This is a genomic window from Meiothermus sp., from assembly GCF_026004115.1.
GTDB lineage: Bacteria > Deinococcota > Deinococci > Deinococcales > Thermaceae > Meiothermus.
The window spans coordinates 942,663-962,081 of sequence record NZ_BPIM01000001.1 but is presented as its reverse complement, the minus strand read 5'-3'; the positions used below and the strand labels follow the sequence as shown (position 1 = coordinate 962,081).

At 62.3% G+C, this 19,419-nt stretch carries 16 protein-coding genes; 9 read left to right on the top strand and 7 right to left on the bottom strand.

Going from position 1 to position 19,419, the window contains the following annotated elements:
• Positions 1–133 precede the first annotated feature (133 nt).
• The gene (locus Q0X23_RS04485; protein ID WP_297859177.1) at positions 134–1,051 is read left to right on the top strand and encodes a hypothetical protein; all 918 of its coding nucleotides are present in this window, start codon (positions 134–136) and stop codon (positions 1,049–1,051) included.
• Here Q0X23_RS04485 and Q0X23_RS04480 read toward each other — a convergent pair whose 3' ends face one another.
• Positions 1,052–1,522, bottom strand: coding sequence for a hypothetical protein (locus Q0X23_RS04480; RefSeq protein ID WP_297859176.1), 471 nt, complete (start codon positions 1,520–1,522; stop codon positions 1,052–1,054).
• A gap of 277 nt (positions 1,523–1,799) precedes the next feature.
• On the opposite strand from Q0X23_RS04480, the gene Q0X23_RS04475 reads away from it, so the two are divergent.
• Entirely contained in the window at positions 1,800–3,749 is a 1,950-nt protein-coding gene (locus Q0X23_RS04475; RefSeq protein ID WP_374707444.1) for a DNA topoisomerase subunit B, read from the top strand.
• Here Q0X23_RS04475 and Q0X23_RS04470 read toward each other — a convergent pair.
• From Q0X23_RS04470 to nikB, 4 genes are all read right to left on the bottom strand, one after another.
• Positions 3,746–5,434 carry a peptidoglycan DD-metalloendopeptidase family protein gene (locus Q0X23_RS04470; RefSeq protein WP_297859174.1) on the bottom strand — a complete coding sequence of 563 codons (1,689 nt, stop codon included), beginning with the start codon at positions 5,432–5,434 and terminating at the stop codon, positions 3,746–3,748. The two genes, Q0X23_RS04475 and Q0X23_RS04470, sit on opposite strands and share 4 nt — an antisense overlap.
• Positions 5,435–5,529: 95 nt before the next feature.
• Complete coding sequence (locus Q0X23_RS04465; RefSeq protein ID WP_297859173.1) at positions 5,530–7,047, bottom strand: ABC transporter substrate-binding protein; 1,518 nt, start codon at positions 7,045–7,047, stop codon at positions 5,530–5,532.
• A 68-nt stretch (positions 7,048–7,115) separates the two neighbouring features.
• Entirely contained in the window at positions 7,116–7,982 is an 867-nt protein-coding gene (locus tag Q0X23_RS04460; RefSeq protein ID WP_297859172.1) for an ABC transporter permease, read from the bottom strand.
• A 116-nt stretch (positions 7,983–8,098) separates the two neighbouring features.
• Positions 8,099–9,049, bottom strand: coding sequence for a nickel ABC transporter permease (nikB, locus tag Q0X23_RS04455; RefSeq protein WP_297859171.1), 951 nt, complete (start codon positions 9,047–9,049; stop codon positions 8,099–8,101).
• A gap of 107 nt (positions 9,050–9,156) precedes the next feature.
• On the opposite strand from nikB, the gene Q0X23_RS04450 reads away from it, so the two are divergent.
• From Q0X23_RS04450 to Q0X23_RS04420, 7 genes are all read left to right on the top strand, one after another.
• Positions 9,157–9,738: a peptidoglycan-binding protein gene (locus tag Q0X23_RS04450; protein WP_297859170.1), complete on the top strand. Its 582-nt coding sequence runs from the start codon at positions 9,157–9,159 to the stop codon at positions 9,736–9,738.
• A gap of 3 nt (positions 9,739–9,741) precedes the next feature.
• Positions 9,742–10,185, top strand: coding sequence for a hypothetical protein (locus Q0X23_RS04445; protein WP_297859169.1), 444 nt, complete (start codon positions 9,742–9,744; stop codon positions 10,183–10,185).
• A gap of 3 nt (positions 10,186–10,188) precedes the next feature.
• A complete protein-coding gene (locus Q0X23_RS04440; RefSeq protein WP_297859168.1) occupies positions 10,189–10,605 on the top strand; it encodes a DUF6636 domain-containing protein in 417 nt (138 codons plus the stop codon).
• Between the two features lie 46 nt (positions 10,606–10,651).
• Complete coding sequence (locus tag Q0X23_RS04435) at positions 10,652–12,934, top strand: tetratricopeptide repeat protein (protein ID WP_297859167.1); 2,283 nt, start codon at positions 10,652–10,654, stop codon at positions 12,932–12,934.
• Positions 12,935–13,242: 308 nt separating this feature from the next.
• Positions 13,243–13,434, top strand: coding sequence for a hypothetical protein (locus Q0X23_RS04430; RefSeq protein WP_297859166.1), 192 nt, complete (start codon positions 13,243–13,245; stop codon positions 13,432–13,434).
• Positions 13,404–15,626 (top strand): hypothetical protein, encoded by a 2,223-nt coding sequence (locus Q0X23_RS04425; RefSeq protein WP_297859165.1) that lies wholly within the window; start codon positions 13,404–13,406, stop codon positions 15,624–15,626. The genes Q0X23_RS04430 and Q0X23_RS04425 overlap by 31 nt, the downstream gene beginning before the upstream one ends.
• Positions 15,627–15,635: 9 nt before the next feature.
• Complete coding sequence (locus tag Q0X23_RS04420) at positions 15,636–17,231, top strand: hypothetical protein (RefSeq protein ID WP_297859164.1); 1,596 nt, start codon at positions 15,636–15,638, stop codon at positions 17,229–17,231.
• A gap of 121 nt (positions 17,232–17,352) precedes the next feature.
• Here the strand turns inward: Q0X23_RS04420 and Q0X23_RS04415 are convergent, their stop codons facing one another.
• Positions 17,353–18,162, bottom strand: a complete 810-nt coding sequence (locus Q0X23_RS04415) for a carbohydrate ABC transporter permease (RefSeq protein ID WP_297861166.1) — start codon at positions 18,160–18,162, stop codon at positions 17,353–17,355.
• A gap of 81 nt (positions 18,163–18,243) precedes the next feature.
• A complete protein-coding gene (locus Q0X23_RS04410) occupies positions 18,244–19,368 on the bottom strand; it encodes a carbohydrate ABC transporter permease (RefSeq protein ID WP_297859163.1) in 1,125 nt (374 codons plus the stop codon).
• Between the last annotated feature and the right edge of the window lie 51 nt (positions 19,369–19,419).

The window sequence follows — 19,419 nt, the reverse complement described above, 5'->3', positions numbered from 1 at the left end:
TCCTGAAGGCAACCCACAGACCTGCACCTGGGCCTCATCTGCCACGTAACGCCGCTCCAGCTTAAATATCACAGGGCGCTCATGAAAACCTCGCTACCCTTGGTTTGGGTAGCTCTGCACCTTTTGGATTCTTATGCAAGAACTTTTCTCCAACGCTCCCGCGCACTGGCCCAAGGTTCATATCGAGGGCCTGATTGAAAGCAGTGCCCCCGAGGTGAAAGCGGCCAATCGTCTGTTGTTCGCGACCACGGTAGAGACCGTTTTTCGTAAGTCGGGTATTCAGGTGCTGGAGGCCGATGTGCTGCGCCTGACTCGCGAGGGGGTGCTGGAAATTCCCCTGCGGGTGCGGGCCGAGGACGGCGAATACGACCTGTTTTTCTACCCCATCGCCGATGAAAAAGCAGCCGCCCACTATGTGGCGGTGCACGAGCTGGCCCAGAAGTGGGGGCGTATTCGCCCGGTTTTTTACAGCACCGACGATTTGCTGGCCATTTACCCCGAAACCCTCGAGCCCGTCACCCGCCGCGACCGCCTCTACATCCAGGCTGCGCTCTCTGCGCCCAAAGGGCAGTATGCGATGTGGTGGGCCCAAGCGCCTGGTGAGCTGTTTCACTATAGCTCTACCTACGACCTTTTTGACCGGATCTACCGCGAGATCAATGGCCTCGAGATGCGGGCTTTTGCCCTGATTTTGCTCGAGCTCGGCATGATTCAAGAAGAGTACGAGTTCACCTCCTCGACCTTCCCGGATAGCACCGTGGAGATACCCGTAGAAGGCCCCGAAGGAGTGCCCATCCTCGTTTCTTTCTCCCAGCAACGGGGGCTGCGTTTCCATTTTCACATGGATCGAGCGAGCGCCGAGTACCGCGATCTGTTCTTGAACCTTTTTTTGCTGCGCCTGAAAAGCTGGCGCAAGGAAGCCGACCTCGAGCACATCAAACGCCTGGATAGCCCCGCCTATATCTGGTGGCGCGAACTGGGCCGGCGCCTCCGGCTTAGCACCAGCTCGAGCGAGCACGCCATTAGCGCTGTGGGATCGGTCAAGCGCTGATTAGGGCACGTAACAATTCGCTACGTCCACATTGGGCAGCTTGAGTACACCCGGGCGCTCCCCGTTGCTGCCGATGGCCTGTAGTTCGATATCCATCGGGTAGATCTGGCGGGGGTTGGGTTGCGGGATGGCCTGGGACGAGGCAGCGCTGGGCTCGAGGGTGGCGAGGTTAATGAAGAGCCGGGCTTCCCCAGCGGTCAGGGTGTTGACCCGCAGGCCGGTGGGTGGGGCACTCAAATCGGCGATATTGACCGCAACAGACGACTTGCCGTTGGGGGTAAAGAGCAGGTTCACGCCCTTGAGGGTTCCGGTGTAGTTGAAGGAAAGGTTGAGTTCGCGCACGCTGCCCGTGAGGGTGCAGGGTTCTTTGGGCGTGGTGAGGTTGAAGGCACTGAAACCCCCCACAATCTGCGAACAAGCCCCCAGCAGCCCGACCCCCAACAGCCCTGCAACAATAACAATGATTCTCATGGACATAGCAACCCCTTTCTCCCAAAGACTACGCAGAATTCTGAGGATTGCAATAAAAAACGATACATCCCAGTTCGCTTCTATCGGAATTAGAACAGAGTGCACGATTTGTAGCACCTTGTAGAAATTTGTACCAGACAGGTAAAAGTGCTTACCCGTAACCCATTTAGAGCTTTTATGCCACCTTAAGACCCTCCGAATTGCTCTGGATTAACCAGTCCTGGATAGCATTTTCACCCTTTCGCGCTTTGGTTGTAGCTATTATGTAAATGGCGAAATGTGTTATACTGACGAAGTGAGTACTGAAGTCACTGCCAGCTACGACGCATCCGCAATTAAGGTTCTAAAAGGCTTGGAAGGAGTTCGCCACCGCCCCGCCATGTATATTGGCGGCACCCAGGCCGACGGGTACCATCACCTCTTCAAGGAGATTCTGGACAACTCCGTAGACGAAGCCCTGGCGGGGTTTGCCACTGAAATCGTCACCACCCTCCACCCCGATGGTTCCATTACGGTGGAGGACAACGGGCGTGGAATTCCAGTAGACATCATGCCCGAAGAGCAGAAGCCCGCGGTTGAGGTGATTTACACGGTGCTGCACGCCGGGGGTAAGTTCGAAGAAGGGGCTTACAAGGTCTCGGGGGGGCTGCACGGGGTGGGGGCCAGCGTGGTCAATGCCCTCTCGGAGTACACCCGCGTGGAGGTCTTTCGTGATGGTAAGCACTACCTGATCGAGTTCAGCCGAGGGGATGTCACCAAGCCCTTGCATGTTTTGGGCGATGCCCCCAAGGGCAAGCGCGGTACCCGCGTCACTTTCCTGCCTGACCCGCAAATTTTCGGGAGTGAGCAGAAGTTTGAAGCCAGCCGGCTGCGGGTGCGGCTGCGCGAGGTGTCCTTTCTGGTAGCGGGCCTCAAGCTGGTTTTCAAGGACGAGGTTCATCAGAAGGAAGAGGTCTTCTTTGACAAAGGCGGGGTAGGCTCCTTTGCCAGGTACCGCGCCGATGGCGAGGAACTGCTTTACGACAAGCCGGTGCTGTTGCAGGGCCAGGTCGAGGCGGTGGGTGTAGATGTGGGCCTGATCCACACCAAGGGCTACAGCGCTAATCTGGTTAGCTTTGCCAACATGATTCCCACGATAGATGGTGGCACCCACATTTCTGGCTTCAAGACCGCCTACACCAGGGCCATCAACGCTTATGCTAAAAAAGCAGGGCTGGTCAAGGACTTAGAACCCACTGGCGACGACCTGCTGGAAGGCCTTTCGTGCGTGATCTCGGTCAAGATACCTCAGCCTCAGTTTGAGGGCCAGACCAAGGGCAAGCTCCTCAACCCCGAGGCCGGCACCGCGGTCAGCAAGGTGGTATACGAGAAGTTTTCCGAGTACCTGGAAGAAAACCCCCGCATCGCCAAGCTCATCTACGAAAAAGCCCAGCGGGCTGCCCAGGCCCGCGAGGCGGCCCGTAAGGCCCGCGAGCTGGTACGCCGGGCTAACCCCCTCGAGTCCGACGACCTGCCCGGCAAGCTGGCCGACTGCCAGTCCGAAGATCCTGCCGAAGCCGAACTCTTCATTGTGGAGGGGGACTCGGCGGGGGGCAGCGCCAAGAGTGGGCGGGACCGCCGCTTCCAGGCCATCTTGCCTTTACGCGGGAAAATTCTGAACGTCGAAAAAGCAGGCCTCAACAAAGCTCTTAAAAACGCCGAGGTGCGGGCCATGGTCGCGGCCATCGGTGCGGGTATTGGCGGTAAGGACAACGAAGAGACTCACTTCAACATCGAAGATCTGCGCTACCACAAGATCATCATCATGACCGACGCCGACGTGGACGGCTCCCACATCCGCACGCTGCTGCTCACCTTCTTCTATCGCTATATGCGCCCCATCATCGAGCATGGCTACTTGTACGTGGCCCAGCCCCCGCTCTATGGTCTGCGGGTGGGCAAGAGCAAGAATGTCGAGTACATCTTCGACGATGAGGCGCTCAAGAAAGCCCTGGCCAGTATTGGCGACAAGCCTTACGAAATCCAGCGCTTCAAGGGGCTGGGCGAGATGAACGCCGATCAGCTCTGGGAAACCACCATGGATCCCGCCAAGCGCGTGTTGAAAAAAGTGGACATGCGGGACGCCTCTTACGCTGCCCAGATTTTCGATGACCTGATGGGCTCGGATGTGCAGCCCCGCCGCGAGTTTATCGAGGAGAACGCCCGCTTCGCGCAGATTGAAATTTAGGGTAGCTCGAGCACCCACAGGTTGCGGTCTTGGCTACTGAAAAAAACCACCCGCCCGCCATCTGGCGATACCTGCCACTGGTCGTTCAACACCTTTGCGCCCAGGTCGGCCAGCAGACGGGAGGTGTTGTTTTGCAGGTCGTACTCAAAGAGACGGTGGGTGGGCTGGCCCAGAACCAAGGGAGTGTAGACCAGCCTTTGGTTATCCCGCCAGCGGTAGGAGCCAAACCCGTTCAGCTTGCGCTGTTCGCCCTCGCGGGAGACAACGAAAAGGCCATTGCGTTCAGGCCGGTCGAAGGCCACGTAGAAGACCATCCAGCGCCCATCGGGGCTGGGCAGGATGCTTCGCAGGGCCATTGCGCGGGCCAGGACACGGCGTTTGCCGGTAGGGAGGTGGAGGGTCTCGAGGTTCCTTAAGGCGTCTTCTGGATTGCGTTTGCCGGTGAGCAAGAGGGTTTCCTCGTCCAGCCAGCCTGTGAGCCCGCCGCCATACACCGTGGCTACCCGCTGGGGCGCCCCTCCAAGGGGGGCTACCCAGATATCCGAGCGGCGCCGGTCGAAATTGCCCTCGAGCTGGGTGGTGTTCCAGGCCAGCCGCTGGCTGCTGGGCGACCAGACCACGTTGCCGCCCTGGGTCTCGAGGTAAAAAAGCTGCCCATCGGACAAACGCTCGATCAGGCTGGGCCTTCCGGGGAGCAGGGCATAGGTAAAGTTTTTGTTGTAATGGGCAACCGGTAGCACGGGCCTGGGTGTGCCGGGCTGCAGGACAGACACCCCGTAGAGGGCAACGGGGCTTTGAGGGCCAGGCTTGTCAAGGAAGAGCACCGTGCTGGAGTCGGGGCTCCAGAGGGGGCTCACGCAGCAGCCACCGGAGGTGAGGCGGCGGGGGTTGGGGGTGCGGGTAAACTCCAGTCCGGTCGCACCAAAGAGCAAGGAGAGGCCCGGCAAATCGGCAAAACTATTCGCCACAGCGCTGGGCTGGGGTTTGCTTGCCAGGGTTGCTGGCCAGGCTTTAGCGTAGTTGTTGAGCAGGGGGCCGCCGCGACGGGCTTCGGGCTGCTGGTCGGGGAACTGCCAGCGGCGGGGGTTGTTCAGGTCGCGCTGAAACCCCCTCGAGAACCCCCCCAGCAAAGTCAGCGTCTCCCAGTCGGCAGCGATGTAGGGAATCGGGTTAAAAAAGCGCTGGTGAGAGCTGTCGCGGATCTCCAGATGCAGGTGGGGGGCGGCGGTGCAGCTATACTGCGAATCGCCTACCTTGCCCACTACCTGCCCGCGCCGTACCCGGGTGCCCACCCGCAAAGCGGGGCGCTCCAATAAATGCCCATACAGGCTGGCCAGCCCGTTACCGTGGTCAATCACCAGGTTGTGCGGCGGAGAGCCGTGCGGCCCATCTACCTCTACCACCACCCCATCCCCAATGGCCACCACGGGGGTGCCACAACGGGCCGAAAAGTCCAGGCCAAAGTGAATCCCCTGCCCGGCCCGGTAGGCGCTACTCCGCTGGCGGTAGGCCCCGGTGGTGTTGCCGTAAAGCTGCCCCAAAAGCCAGGTATCGGGGCCTGGCGGGCCTTGCAGCGGCAGGCCAAACTGCCGAGAGGGTGGAGCAATTTTTGCGTCGGGCAAGGGTGGGGCGAAGTGGGCCAGGGCCAGACCCAGTCCAAGTAAACCAAAGGCCAGCAGCCGCATGGCCCGATTATCTCTGAGGAATTGCTCGGCAAATGTGGTGCGAAGAGCGCAAAAAAAGGGCGAACTCGAGGGTTCGCCCCAGCGTCTATCAGATGCTACTGTAGCCAGGTGTAGCGGAAGGCCAGGTAGCTGGTGTTGGGGAAATGCAAAAAGCCCTGCACGCGGCGGTTCATGGCCTCGTACTGGGCCGAGTGGAACAGGAAGGCCATGGGGCTGTCCTGCAAGACCAGCTCCTGCACCTGGGTGTAGATGCGCTGGCGCTCGGCCTGGCTGGCTACGCGGCGGCCCTGCTCCAGAAGCTGGGTAACGCGGTCGTTCTTGTACTTGGAGAGGTTCAGGGCCGAGGTGGGGTGGAAGGTATTGAAGAGGTAGTCGTCGGGGTCGGCCTGCCCCGAGGTGCCCAGGAGGGTAACATCGAACTCGCTGCGCAGGGCTTTGGGCAGATAGACGTTCCAGTCTTCGGCCTGGATGTTGACCCGGATGCCCACCTCGGCCAGGTTGTCGCGGATGACGTCTGCCGGAGTGCGCAGGAAGTCGTAGGTGGAGGTGACGTAGAGGTTCATGGTGAAGCCGTTGGCCAGGCCGGCTTCGGCCAGAAGCTGCTTGGCTCTGGCCACATCGCGGGTGTTGTAGGGGCTGTTGGTGTAGGCGTAGGCCCCTGCGGGGATGGTGGTGCCCCGGGCCACAATGCCGCCGGTACCAAAGAGAGCCAGATCCACAATGGCCTTTTTGTCAATGGCATAGGCGATGGCCTGGCGCACCTTGGGGTTGTTGTAGGGTTCTTTGGTGGTGTTGAAATAAAGGGCCCGGAAGTTGGCCGAGGGGCCGCCCACCACGGTCAGGTTGCGGTCGGCCTTAAGCGGGCGCACATCGGCAGCAGTGACGTACTCGATCCAGTCCACCGCCCCGGCCCGCAGGGCAGTGGAGCGGGCGGCGGGGTCGGGGTAGAAGGTGTAGGTGATGCCATCGAGGTAGGGCAAGGGGCGGCCCTGGTTGTCCTTTTGCCAGTACTTGTCCCACTTACGCACTACCAGCCGGGTCTGGGGGATGTACTCCACGAAGCGGAAAGGGCCAGTCCCGATAACCGCTTTGTTCAGGTCGTTGTTGTTTTCCCTGGTTACCTTCTCCGAAACAATTACGTTGGTGCTGAAGGCCAGCTTGGCCAGCAGCGGCGTAAAAGGCTGGGAAAGGGTGATGACCACGGTGCTGTCGTTGGGCGCCGTGACCGAGCGCACCACCGCAAAGTCGTTGGCGCGGGGGCTCTTGGTGGCCGGGTCTTTGATACGGTTGATGGAGAAGGCCACATCGGAGGCCTTGAGGGGATCGCCGTTGTGGAAGGTCACACCTGGCCGCAGGCGGAAGGTCCAGGTCAGGCCGTCCTGCGAGACCGTCCAGGACTGGGCTAGACCGGGCACGATGCGACCTTTGCTGTCGAGCATCACCAGGGTGTCGTAGATGTTTTCCAGCACGTTGCGGCTGGCGGTGGCGTTGGTGGTGTGGGGGTCGAGCCCTACCGGGTCGGTTTGCATGCCGGCCCGCAGGATGCCGCCCGACTTTTGCGCCAGCGATACCGCAGCCAGGGCCAGAACCAACAGAACCATCAGTTTTTTCATCGCGCCTCCTTGTGTAGCAACTGATTATACCGGTACATAACCACAATTGTACCGCTGAGAAGTGAGGCCTACCGTTGCCGCAGCCGGGGGTCGAGAGCGTCGCGCAGACCGTCGCCCAGCAGGTTGAAACCCAGCACCATCAGCACGATGGCAGAACCGGGCACCAGCGAGCCCCAGGGTGAGAGCGAAAGAAAAGCCCGGCCCTCCGAGACCATAGAGCCCAGGGCCGGAAAGGGTGGCTGGATGCCCAGCCCCAGAAACGACAGCGCTGCTTCGGCCAGCACGGCATAGGCGAAACGCAGGGTGACCTCCACAATCAGTGGGGCCGCTGCGTTGGGCAGGATGGTACGGAAAATCATCCGCCCGTCCGAAGCCCCCATGGCCCGCCCGGCCTCCACGTATAGTTCTTCCCGCACGGTCAGCACGGCGGCCCGGGCCACCCGGATGAAAGGCCCCACAAACACCACCGAGATGGCCAGAACCAGGTTGATGAAACTGCCCCCCAGAAAGGCCAGGAAAGCAATGGCCAGCAGGATGGCGGGGTAGGCAATCAGGATGTCGGCCAGGCGCGAGATGGTGAGGTCGAGCCAGCCCCGAAAGTAGCCGGCCAGCAGGCCCAGGGTTCCGCCTACCAGCAGCCCGGCCAGCACCGAGACCGCCGCCACCGAGAGCGAGAAGCGGGCGCCGTAGAGCACCCTCGAGAGCAAGTCGCGCCCGTACTGGTCGGTGCCCAGCCAGTGTTCTGCGGAAGGGCCCGAGAGGCGGTTGGGGGGGTCGAACTTGAGGGGATCCCAGGGGGCAATGAGGGGGGCCAGGAGTGCACCCAGCAGCACCACCAGGGTAATGGTGCCGCCAATGACCGCCGAGCGGTTGCGCAGGAGGGCCCTGAGTGTCAGGGCCCAGTTCGATGGGCTGGCCGAAGCGGGGGTGGTCACGGTTGTCCTCCGGAGTGGGGAGCTGGTGTCATGGCGAAAAGAAGCTGACTCGAGCGGCCAGGTTCAAACCCTGTGGTGGATTGAAGCACTGGGAAGCCCGCAGGCCTCTCGCTGGTTTACTCATACCGAATCCTAGGGTCTATGAGCGAGTAGAGCAAGTCCACCCAAAGGTTGACCAGCACTGCCGCGGTGGCCACGAAGAGCACCGTGCCCTGCACCACCGGGTAGTCGCGCAGGTTGATGCCCTCGAGGGCAAAGCGCCCCACCCCCGGCAGGCTGAAAACCTGCTCGATAATGACCGCTCCGCCCAGCAACGAGCCAAACTGGATGCCGATCACGGTGACCACCGGAATCAGGGCGTTGCGCAGGGCATGGCGGAAGATCACCACCCGCTCGGAGAGCCCCTTGGCCCGGGCGGTGCGGATATAGTCGCGCGAGAGCACCTCGAGCATCGAGCTGCGCAGGATGCGCGTGACGGCTCCGGCCAGAATCAGGCCCAGCGAGAGGGCCGGCAGAACCATGTGCCGAAAGTTTTGCGCGGGGTTTTCGGCCAGGGGCACAAAACCCGCCGGGGGCAGCCAGCCCAAGGCCAGGGCGAAGAGCAGAATGAGCAGCAAGGCCAGGAAAAACCCCGGCACCGAGAGGCCCAGAATGGCAAAGAACGAGGCAAAGTAGTCCACAAAGCCCCCCCGCCGGATGGCCGCCAGCACCCCCAGGGGTACCGCAATCAGGAGGGCGGTCAAGAGGCCCATCAGGGTGAGCTGGAGCGTGACCGGAAAACGCAGGGCCAGGTCCTGGGCTACCTCGCGCCCGGTGCGCAGGCTGCTGCCAAAATCGCCCTGCAGGACAGCCCCCAGCCACTGTCCGAACTGCACATGCAGGGGCAGGTCGAGCCCAAACAGGCGGCGTAGCTCGGCCATGCGCTCGGGGTTGACGTTGGCCTCGAGGCCCACCAGGCTGGTGACCACATCGCCCGGCACGGCCCGCATGAGCAAAAAGGTGATGATGGCCACCCCTAAGAGGGTGGGGATGGCCGCAAGAAGACGATTAACCACATAGCCGACCATAACGAGTAGCCCGAGTATATCGCCTTTTAGCGTTTGTGGGCCGAAGAAGGAGCAAATGACCTGAGGCTACTTCGCCGGTTTGCTAACCTCGGACAAGGAGGAGTTCTGTGCGAAAAAACATTCTTTTTTTTCTAGTTGCCCTGAGCCTTCTGGTGCTTTCGCAAGCCCTAGCTCAGGCCAGTTTCTACGCCCGGCCCCTGGGCCTGCAAACCAGCCGAATGAAAGGCGAGGACGTCTACAGCGTGCAGAGCTACCTCCTCAATGCGGGCTACCCCGAGGTTGGCGAGCTCGACCGCATCTATGGCCCCCGCACCTGGCAGGCGGTGATTAACTTTCAGGAGATGCAGGGAATCAAGGGCGATGAAAAAGGTACCGTGGGGCCCAATACCTGGGTGGCCATGTTTTACAGTGGCCGCATCCAGGCCCCCATCTTCTCGCGTGCTTTGCAACTGCAAAACCCTCGCCTGAGCGGGGTGCAGGTGCGTAGCCTGCAACAGCGGCTTCTGGAGCTCGGCTACCGCGAGGTGGGTGAGGCCGACGGCTTTTTTGGCCCCAAGACCCAGGCTGCGGTCAGTGCCTTTCAGAAGCGTCTGGCCAACGTGAGCGGGCTGAAGGTGCGTACCGATGGGGTGATGGACGGGGTTACCTGGGCTAACCTCTTCAGCGACTTTGCCCCGGAGAAGAAGTAGGCCATGCTGCGTTGGTTTTTGCTGGTGTTGCTAACGGGCCTGGCCTGGGCTGCGCCAGAGTGGGCCAACTACTGCAACGCCCGCTTTGCTTTTTGCATCCAGCGCCCGGCTTTCATGACCGCCGAACCCCCACCCGAGAACGGCGATGGTCAGTCCTTTCGTCGGGGAGCGGCCCGGCTGGTGGTTTCGGGAGCCCTGGATGCTTACGTGTTGACCCTGCCCGAGTACTACGCGCAGGCCCAGAAGAACCTGCGTGTAACCTACAAGGTGCTGAAGCCAGACTATTACGCGGTCTCGGGGTTTAAGGGCAATTTGGTGGTCTACGAGTATAAAAAGCTCAGGGACGGGGTATTTTTCACCGTGTACCTCGAGTACCCCACCGCCGAAAAGGCCACCTACGACCCCCTCATCAAGCCCATTGTGGACTCGCTTAGGCTGCGGAGGTAACCGATGAAAAACCTGATTTTCCTGGCGTTTTTGCTGTTTCCGGCCCTGGCCCAGGGCTACTTTGAGCTGGGGGGCTTTAAGACCCCCTCGGGCAACATTCACTGCTTTGCTTATGTGGACCGGGTAGCGGATGAGGCGGTGCTGCGCTGCGACCTGTTGCAAAACCAGGCCCGCCTACCGGCCAAGCCCAAAGACTGCTCGCTGGACTGGGGTAATGCCTTTGGCCTGAGCGAGCGGGGCCAGGCCACCCGGCTCTGTGTAGGGGATACCGTGGCCGACCCCCGCCTGCCGGTGCTGGCCTACGGCAAGGTCTGGAGCGAAGGCGGTTTTCGCTGCGACGTGACCCAGGCCCGGCTGCGCTGCATCAACAAAGATAAGCGGGGTTTTGAGCTCTCCCGGAGCGTACAACGCTTTTTTTAGCCCCTCGAGCTCTGGCTTTGTGGTACTATGGCCAAACACCAGTAGGATGAAAGCCATGCTGCGCCTCAGGCTCCTGGGCTCGCCCGAAGCCCTCTGGCAGGGTGAAGCTCTCTCCCTTAAGGGCCGCCAGTGGGCCTTGCTGGGGGTGCTGGCGCTGGGCGGGGGTCTCAGCCGGCGCGAGGTGGCCGAGCTGCTGTGGGCCAAAAACGCAGCGCAAAACCTGCGGCAGGCCCTGTACCTGCTGCGTCGGCTGCCAGGGGCCGGGACGTGGTTGCTAGACGGGGAGCAGCCCGCGCTGTACGCCGAGGTAGACGCGCAGGCACCCACCCTGGAGGCTTTGCGCGAGCCGCTTTTGCGGGGTCTGCCGGATGATCTGCCCCCTGCGTTTTGGGAGTGGCTGGCCCTCGAGCGCCAAAGGCTGGAGGAGCTGCGCCGCGAGCGGCTCTGGCAGGCCGCGCAGAACCAGCCGGAGCAAGCGCTGGGGTACCTTTATGAGCTTATCCAGCTCGATCCCCTGCACGAGAGCGCGGTGCGCGAGGCCATGCGCCTGGAGTCCAGGGCTGGGCGGGTGCAGGCAGCCTGGCAGCTTTACGAGAACCTGCGCCAGTCCCTCTGGCAGGAGCTGGGTATGGAGCCCCTGGCGGCCACCCAGGCCCAGGCGGCCTTACTCCAGTCCGCGGTCTTGGATCCATTGGCCCAGCGCCTCTGGGAGGCCCGAAGCCTTTATGCGGAGGAGGTTCGTCCCGAGTTCTGGGCTATGGTGCTGGAAGAGGAGCCCTACGCAGTAGCGCGGGCGTGGGCAGAGCTCGAGGCCGCCCCGCCCCCACTCCTTTTGCCCAAGGCCCTGCGCCAGCATCTATGCCGCCGGATTGCGCTGGCCCTGGAAGCGCAGAGGGGAGAGCCCAGTGCCACAGCTCGCTACTGGTTGTGGGCTTTGGAGCCGGAGCGGGCCTACCCCCACTTGTTGGCCGCAGGCCGGCTGGCGTTGCAGCGGGGCAAGCCGAATGAGGCCCAACTCGCTTTCTTTCAGGCCCTCTGGGTGAGCGGCGAAGCGGAGGCTGTGGAAGCCCTTTTACACCTGAGCCAGCTCGCCGAGCAGCAGAGCAACCTGGCCCTACTGGACGCCCTGGTGGAGCGGCTGGGCGTACTGGCAAGGTGCACGCAGAGCGATTCGATCTACTTCGAACACCACCAGCGTAGGGCCGGGCTTCGGCTGCGGCAGGGCAGACCCCAGGAGTCCGCCCTGGAGGCGCTGGAAGCCCTGGAAGTAGCCCGGCGGTTGTGCGATGGGGAGCGAATCTCTTTGGCCCGGCTTTCTTTAGGGGCGGCCCATCTGGTAGCTGGGGCGTTGGAGGAGGCCAGGCCCCATCTGGAGGCCGCCGCACGGGCCCAAAGCTCCCAGACCCGCCTGCGGGCGCTGAGCAACCTGGGGGCCTTGTTCGGTCTGCGAGGTGAGTACGAGGCTTCCGAGGCCTCTTTTGAAGAAGCCCTGACCCTGGCCCGGCGGGAGGGACAGCTGGCCTTGGCAGGAAGTCTGCTACAAAACCTGGCCGCCACTACCTTGCGCTTGGGCCGCTACGCCCAGGCCACAAAACGCTTTACCGAGGCCATCGAGCTGTCGCGTAGTTTGGGTGATGCCCGTACCGAGACCACCAGCTATCGCAACCTGGGCTACCTGTACTTTTTGCAGGGGCAGTTCGGCCCGGCCTGGAACACCCTCGAGGAAGCCCTCGAGCTGGCCCGGCCCCTGGGCCCCGGTTTGCAGGCCCAGGTCTTGTTGGTGCAGGTCGAGCTGCTGAGCTATTTGGCGGTCTACCCGGAGGCCGAAGGCCGGCTGGAAGAGGCCTCGAGGCTGGCCCAGGCGGCCCAGGACGAGCGGCTTTTGTGGGCCTGCCGCTACAACCGGGCCTTGCTGGGTCTCTGGCGCTGCCCAGAGGAAACCGGGCCCATCGAGACCCTGCTACCCAGCTTGCGGGAAGCCCGCTTGGACGACCTGGCCATGGGCGCCGAGTTCGACCTGCTGGCGCTTGGCCGAAAGGAAAACTTACTCGAGCGCCTTCTCGCCTGCTGCCGGCCCCAGACCCCGGTGCAGCACCTGGCCTGGCAGATGGGTGCTTTGCGGCTTTCGCTCCTGCGGAGTTCTCCCGATCCCGAGCCGCTGGCCCGGGCCTTGGCCCTGGAAACCCTCTGCCTGAGCGTGCCCGCCCACCGCCTGCTGGGCGAGGCCCATGCCCACCTGGGGCAACACCTCCAGGCTACTGCCGCGGTGCGGAGGGCTCAGGAACTCTGGCAAAGCCAGCTCGAAGGGTTACCTCGGAGCCTGCGCTAGGGTCAAGCAGCAAGCCTGGATTGCCCTTGTTGTGGTTCACTTCTGCCTTGAGCAAGCAAGGGGGTTTGTTACCAAATTTACCTGTAGAGGTGGCTTTGAGGGTCGTTCCCAGCTTCCTCATTCGGCGACACCCCAGGTGCAGTCAACTGCGTTTGCGTAACTGTTTGTAAATAGCGCGGTCGGGGTGTTGCCACCTTCACCCGCCAGGGGAGAAGGCAAGGGGTTAACGTGGTTTTGGTATGACTTGGCGATACGCCCGTGCCCCCACTTGACGCTCAATTGACGCCCCCCCTTCTACGCTGGTTGCCATGCCAGAGGGCCACCAGGAACAGTGCTATGTGCTCCGCATGTGGAGCGACGGCGAGCAGCAGTGGCGCTTCAGCCTTGAACCCTTGCGGGGCGGAGCCCGGTACAACTTTGCCCGCCTGGAAGATCTGGTGGCAGCCCTCGAGCGTGCAAAGGAGGAAGCATGCGCTACCCAGCTAAAATCGCAGCCCTAGCCCTGCTGCTCGCGGCCTGTGGGGGTGGCCCCCCCAGCCGGATTGAGCCCAAAATCGACCCCGATACCCGGGTGCTAAACCCCCAGAGCCAGGCGTCTTTGTCCAGCTTCGCCCTCACCAACGCCCCGGCCTGCCTGGACTACACCAACCAGAACCGCCCGCTCTGCCAGGCCACCCTCATCTTTAGCGCCGACAACCCCCAGCTCCAGGCCCTCGAGGTCGGACAGGTGCTGGTGAGCGAGCCCACCCCAGCGGCCCCCTACGGCCTCCTGCAAAAGGTCAAGGGCATCAGCCGCGCGGGCAACACCGTAACCGTGCAGACCGAGGAAGCCGACCTTGGCGAGGCCCTCGAGCAAGGCGAGGCCGAGTTCCAGAAGACCCTCACCCCCTCCGACCTGCAATCGGCCCAGGCCCTGGCCCAGAGCGTGCGCTTTGCCGGCGGCCTCACCTCCTACAGCGCCCAGGGTGGGGTCAGGCCCATGGCCACCCTGGACTTTAGCTTCGACGAGGTGCTCTACGACCAGGACAACAACCCGTCCACCACAAACGACCAGGTGCGGGTCTCGGGCAAGGTCTTCTTCGACGTGCAGAACGGTTTTAGCGCCGGGGTAAGCTGGAAGAAGGTCTTTGGGGTGCCCGCCTACCCCAACGGGGTCTACTTCAAGGCAGCCTACGGCATAAAGCAAAGCGCCGAGGTTAAGGTGAGCTCCGGGCTGGGCTACAGCATCAATAAGGAAAAGGAACTGGCCAGCTTCAACTTTACGCCCATCACGGTGTTTGTGGGGCCGGTGCCGCTGGTATTTGTGCCCAGCCTGAAGATGGTGGTGAGCGCCACCGGGCAGGTGAGCGCGGGCCTAAGCTTTGGCGCTACCCAGAGCCTTAACGCCCAGGCCTGTCTGGAGTACAAGAGCGGTTTCAACAACTGCAGCAGCTTTGACGAGAGCTTTAACGCCGGTCTGAGCGGGGCCAACACCGGCGCTCAGGTTCGGGGGAGCCTGCTGGGTAAGGCCGATGTACTGCTTTATGGCATTGTGGGGCCCTACGCCAAGCTGGGGGGCTACCTCGAGATGGACGCGGTGGTGCCGCGCAATCCCGTTTGGCGGCTTTCCGCCGGGGTAGAGGCCTATCTGGGTTTTCATCTGGGCATTGATCTGGAGGTGATCGAGTTCCGCCTGGACTACGACCTGAAGGTCTACGACAAAAACCTGGGTACCATCGCCCAGGCCACCCCTCAGCCGTCCAGCGTGAAGCTCTCGCAGGGAGGCGTGGGATCGCCGCAGCTCCTCAAGCCCTTTAGCCTTTGCGCCACCGCCTACGATCCGCAGGACGGGCCCAAGGCAGTGAGCCTGAGTAGCAGCGTGGAGGGCAGCCTGGGCAGCATTGCTGCCAATGCCAACCCGCCTTGCCTAACCTATACCTTCACCACCGAAGGCCCCCACACCATTACCGCCAGCGCCAGCAACAGCGCGGGGCTAAACAGCAGCGCCACCCTGAGCCTGAACGTGCAAGACCCCCCGCCCAGCGTCCAGATCCTGAACCCCAAGCAGGGTCAGGGCTTCTATGCCGGCCAGACCGTGCTCCTGCAGGGGAGCTGGCTCGACCCCAGCCTTAGCACCCAGAATTGCGCCAATGCGGTCTGGAAGAGCAGTGTGGCCGCCGACACCCTGCCCGCCAACGCCTGCGGTACCCCCACCATAACCCTTAGCAGCAGCACGGCCTCCCGCACCCTGACCCTGGAGGTCAGCAACGCCCGGGGCAAGAAGGGCAGCGCCACGGTGAACGTCAATGTAAGCCCGGCCCCCGCCAACTACCCGCCGAGCGCCCTCATCACCCAGCCCGCCGGGGTCAACCCCGAGATCGGCTCCACCCAGATTGCCCTCAAGGGCTGGGTGCAGGACAACGAGAACCAGATGCTTACCTACACCTGGAAAATCCAGCGGCTGGACGGCAGCGGCAACCCTATCTCCGGCACGCAGCAGAACGTACCGGGCGGTTCGGGGAACATTTTCTTTACCAGCGGCGGCACCGACCTGCCCACGGTGATGATCGCCAACCTGACCTCGCTCTATCCCGGGGCTACCTGTGGTTTTCGCTTTCGGCTGACCCTCGAGGTCACCGATGGCAATGCCGGCCCCCCGGCCCGCCCCACGGTCGCCACCCAGGACTTCCGGCTGCCGGCCTGCATCAACTAGGAGGTACCGATGCGCTACTGCTTGCTTTCTTTGCTGCTGATTGCGGGTTGTGCGGGTGGAAACCCCACCCCCCCATCCCCGCCCGTGGAAGGCGACTTTCAGATTGCCCTTTCGACCGGCACCCTAAACCTCGAGGCCGGTACTACTGGAAGCCTCGAGGTCACGCTGGAAAAAACCGGCGGCTTCAGCGCCCAGGTGCAGCTTTCGCTGGTTCGTATCCCCAGCACCCTGGGCGTCAGTGCCAGCTTCAGCCAGAACCCCATCCAGAGCAGCAGCACCCTGACCCTGAACCCCTCCGGTGAGCTGGCCGCAGGCGAGTACACTCTGCTGGTGCGGGCTACTGCCAGCGTAAACGGCCAGGTGCTCAAGCGTGAGCGCACCCTCACCCTGGGGGTTTCGGCCAGCAGCCAGATGACCGTGAGCGGCCAGGCCAAGAACCGCTTTGGGCAGCCGCTGGCAGGTGTGCCGGTCTGCCAGGGTAGCCGGTGTGTGAACACCGACGCCGAGGGCCGCTTTAGCCTGTCTGGCATCACACCCCCCTACGACCTCACCGTGCGGCCTGCTGCTACCCAGGAGCACATCTTTTTGGGCCTGAGCCGGCCCGACCCCCTTTTGTTGCTCTTCACCAGCCTGGGCGGGGCTTCTGCCGAGCAGACCGCCGGCCTGAGCGGTAGCCTTCTGCCCCAATCGGGCAGCGGCATCACCTTCCCCAACCCCGCCAACACCGGGGTGCAGGTGGTGTTTGGGGCGCCCCAGGCCAGGCTGACCCAGTTTGTGCCCCCCGGTTACAACCTGCAGACCCTCTTTCCTGGCCAGGGTCCGGCCTACACCCTGACCGCGGCCTGGAACGGCAGCGGCAGTGTGCAGGGCCGGGTGTATGTCCTGCAGTGGCGGTACGTGCCCGACCTGCCCGGCACCCCCGAGGCCTTTCTGGCCTACGGCAGCCGGGTGGTCTCGCTCGACCCTGGGGAGAGCGCCAGCCTGAACGTGGGCGTAGCCCCCATCAGCACCGGGGCCTTGAGCGTGAACCTGACCAACCCCAGCGGCCTGACCCTGCGCTCGAGGCAGCTTTACGTGAACCTCGAGGCCCGCTCGCTCTTCCTGATTGCCTCCAACAACGCCGAAAGCCCGCTAAACCTGTCCTGGGCCACCCCGGTGATTCCGGGTAAAACCCTCACCTTCGCCGCCTATGCCGACGCCCCCGATGGCCGCACCCTCAGCTTCCAGCAAAATGGCCTGGGATCCAGCGGCTTTATTGACCGCGTGCTGCCTGTAGCCCCCGGACTCTCGAGCCCCAACCAGGGCCAAAGCGGCCTCCCCCTCAACACCCCCTTGCAGTGGTCGCGGCCGGCCGATAGCACCTGCCTTTTGTTCCTGAGCAGCGCAGGCCAGCCCACCCGCACCTTCTATACCGACCGCACCACGGTGGTTCCGGGGCTCGAGGCGAACCGCACCTACAACTGGTTTGTGCAATGCTACGGCCCCTTCGAGAACGTCAACGCCTTTGCAGGCCCTGCCTGGGCTGCAGGCTACCCCGCGTTTGGCTGGGATATGTCGTTTTTCCAGGCCAGCTCGGTGCTCCGAAACTTCAGCACCGCACCTTAGTGCTCTGGTAAATCGCTTTCAGTTATGTTTTGAAGCACATTGATTGCTCAAAATTGCGATGTTCGGCTGATGGGGGGAACCGCTGTGTATGCCGAATTCTTTGTGCCAGATCACTGGGGTTCTACCCCTTCACCGACCCCGCCAACAGCCCCCGAATGAAGTAGCGCCCCAGGAAGATGTAGACCAGGAGCGTTGGCAAGGCGGCCAGCAGGGCACCCGCCATGGGCAGGTTCCACTTCACCGCCTCGCCGCCCGCAAGCTGGGCCAGGGCCACCGTGATGGGCTGGTTGGCCGGGCTGCTCACCAGCGTCACGGCAAACAAAAACTCATTCCAGATCTGGGTGAACTGCCAGATGACCACCACCACAAACCCCGGTACCGAGAGCGGGAATACGATGCGGCTGTAGATGCCAAAGAACCCCGCACCGTCTATGCGCCCCGCCTCGATCATCTCGTCGGGGATTTCAGCGTAGTAGTTGCGGAAAATAAGGGTGGTGATGGGCAGCCCGTACACCACGTGTACCAGAATAAGCCCCCATAACGTACCACCCAGCCCAATCTCGCGCACAAACTGGAACAGCGGAATCAGCACAGCCTGGTAGGGGATGAACATGCCAAAAAGCATCAGGGGAAAAACGATACTGGCCCCAGGGAATTTCCATTTAGCCAGCACATAGCCATTCAGCGAACCCAGCAAGGCCGAAAGAATGGTGGCCATGATGGTCAGGAAAAAGCTGTTTTGCAGCTTGGGCAAAAAAGCCGTCCAGGCCTGGGCAAAACTCTCCCAGTACCAGCGCTCGGGGAGCCGCCAGGTGTCTTTCAGGGTGATGGCGGAGGGTTCTTTGAGCGCAGTGATGATGACCAGATAAACCGGCAGCAAAAAGAACAGCGTGGCCAGGAACAAAACCCCATACTGCACAATCCGACCCATCATCGCCGTACCTCACGTTGGGTTTTGTGAATTTCGAGGGTCATCGCCGTACCTCGCGTTGGGTTTTGTGAATTTCGAGGGTCATCGCCGCACCTCGCTTTTGAGCTGGCTGTACAGGTAGGGCACAATCACCGCAGCCACCAGCAAGAGCAGAATCATCCCGATGGCCGCCCCTTTGGCAATTTGGTTGGCCCGGAAGGTGGTCAGGTACATCAAGAGGGCGGGCACGTCGGTGGGGGCGTTGTCGGCCCCGGCCATGGCAAAAATCAGGTCGAAAATTTTTAGGCTGATGTGGCCCAGGATGATCATGGCCGAAAGCGTGATGGGGGCCAGTAGGGGAAAGATAATGCGCTGGTAAAGCTGCCACTCCGAGGCGCCATCTACCCGGGCGGCCTCCCGCAGCTCCTCGGGGATGCCGCGCAGCCCGGCCAGGTACAGGGCCATGGTGTAGCCCGACATCTGCCAGACGGCGGCCAGGATAATGCCGATAAAGGCCAGGTTAAAGCCGTGGGGTTCGTCGTAGGGGAGGGGTTGCAGGGTGCGGCCCAGTGTGAAGGCCCACAGGAGCAGCAAAGCCGCCGAGCCGGAGGCGATAAAGCCCCGCCGGCGCTCACCGCTCCGGAAAGCCCCCAGGGCGATGAACACCAGCACTGCGCTCACTACCAGGGCGGTGAGGAAGGGCAGGTCGTTCCAGCTTACCTGCCAGATCTGCTCGCGGCTGGTGAGCCAGGCGAAATCGCCCTTGGGCAGCCCCACCAGGGTGGGGAGCTGGTTGACACCGCCCTGCGGTTGCAGCATCCAGCGCCAGATGGTTCCGGTCACGATGAACGACAGCGACATAGGAAACAAGAAGATGGTGCGGAAAAAACCCTCGCCCTTGGGGCTTCGATCCAGCACAATGGCCAGCCCCAGCCCCACCCCCAGGCAGCCCAGAATGAAGAACAGCGTGAAGAAGAAGGTGTTGACCAGATCCTGACGAAACCGCGCATCCACAAACCCGGTGAAAAGCTCGCGGTAGTTTTCAAAGCCGATAAAGCGAATCTGAGGGTTGGCCGAGAGGGCCTGGGCCGGGTCTCGACCCCAGTCGGTGAGGGAGGTATAAAAGGTCTGAAGGATAAAACCATAGACGAAAATGCCCAGCAGCACCAGCGAGGGCAGGATGACCAGGAAGCCGTAGAGGGTGTCTTTATTCTTGAGCCAGTTCATCTTTACCTCTGGGGTTGGCGCCTCGCTAGTTATAAAGGCAGTTCTTTGTTT

Bases quoted from the DNA above. Each gene is read 5' to 3' on its own strand.
- Q0X23_RS04425 (WP_297859165.1), top strand. From the start codon at position 13,404: ATGCGCTACCCAGCTAAAATCGCAGCCCTAGCCCTGCTGCTCGCGGCC.
- Q0X23_RS04415 (WP_297861166.1), bottom strand. From the start codon at position 18,162: ATGGGTCGGATTGTGCAGTATGGGGTTTTGTTCCTGGCCACGCTGTTC.
- Q0X23_RS04410 (WP_297859163.1), bottom strand. From the start codon at position 19,368: ATGAACTGGCTCAAGAATAAAGACACCCTCTACGGCTTCCTGGTCATC.
- Q0X23_RS04485 (WP_297859177.1), top strand. From the start codon at position 134: ATGCAAGAACTTTTCTCCAACGCTCCCGCGCACTGGCCCAAGGTTCAT.
- Q0X23_RS04420 (WP_297859164.1), top strand. From the start codon at position 15,636: ATGCGCTACTGCTTGCTTTCTTTGCTGCTGATTGCGGGTTGTGCGGGT.
- Q0X23_RS04465 (WP_297859173.1), bottom strand. From the start codon at position 7,047: ATGAAAAAACTGATGGTTCTGTTGGTTCTGGCCCTGGCTGCGGTATCG.
- Q0X23_RS04470 (WP_297859174.1), bottom strand. From the start codon at position 5,434: ATGCGGCTGCTGGCCTTTGGTTTACTTGGACTGGGTCTGGCCCTGGCC.
- Q0X23_RS04480 (WP_297859176.1), bottom strand. From the start codon at position 1,522: ATGAGAATCATTGTTATTGTTGCAGGGCTGTTGGGGGTCGGGCTGCTG.
- Q0X23_RS04435 (WP_297859167.1), top strand. From the start codon at position 10,652: ATGAAAGCCATGCTGCGCCTCAGGCTCCTGGGCTCGCCCGAAGCCCTC.
- Q0X23_RS04475 (WP_374707444.1), top strand. From the start codon at position 1,800: ATGTGTTATACTGACGAAGTGAGTACTGAAGTCACTGCCAGCTACGAC.
- Q0X23_RS04430 (WP_297859166.1), top strand. From the start codon at position 13,243: ATGCCAGAGGGCCACCAGGAACAGTGCTATGTGCTCCGCATGTGGAGC.
- Q0X23_RS04440 (WP_297859168.1), top strand. From the start codon at position 10,189: ATGAAAAACCTGATTTTCCTGGCGTTTTTGCTGTTTCCGGCCCTGGCC.
- nikB (WP_297859171.1), bottom strand. From the start codon at position 9,049: ATGGTCGGCTATGTGGTTAATCGTCTTCTTGCGGCCATCCCCACCCTC.
- Q0X23_RS04445 (WP_297859169.1), top strand. From the start codon at position 9,742: ATGCTGCGTTGGTTTTTGCTGGTGTTGCTAACGGGCCTGGCCTGGGCT.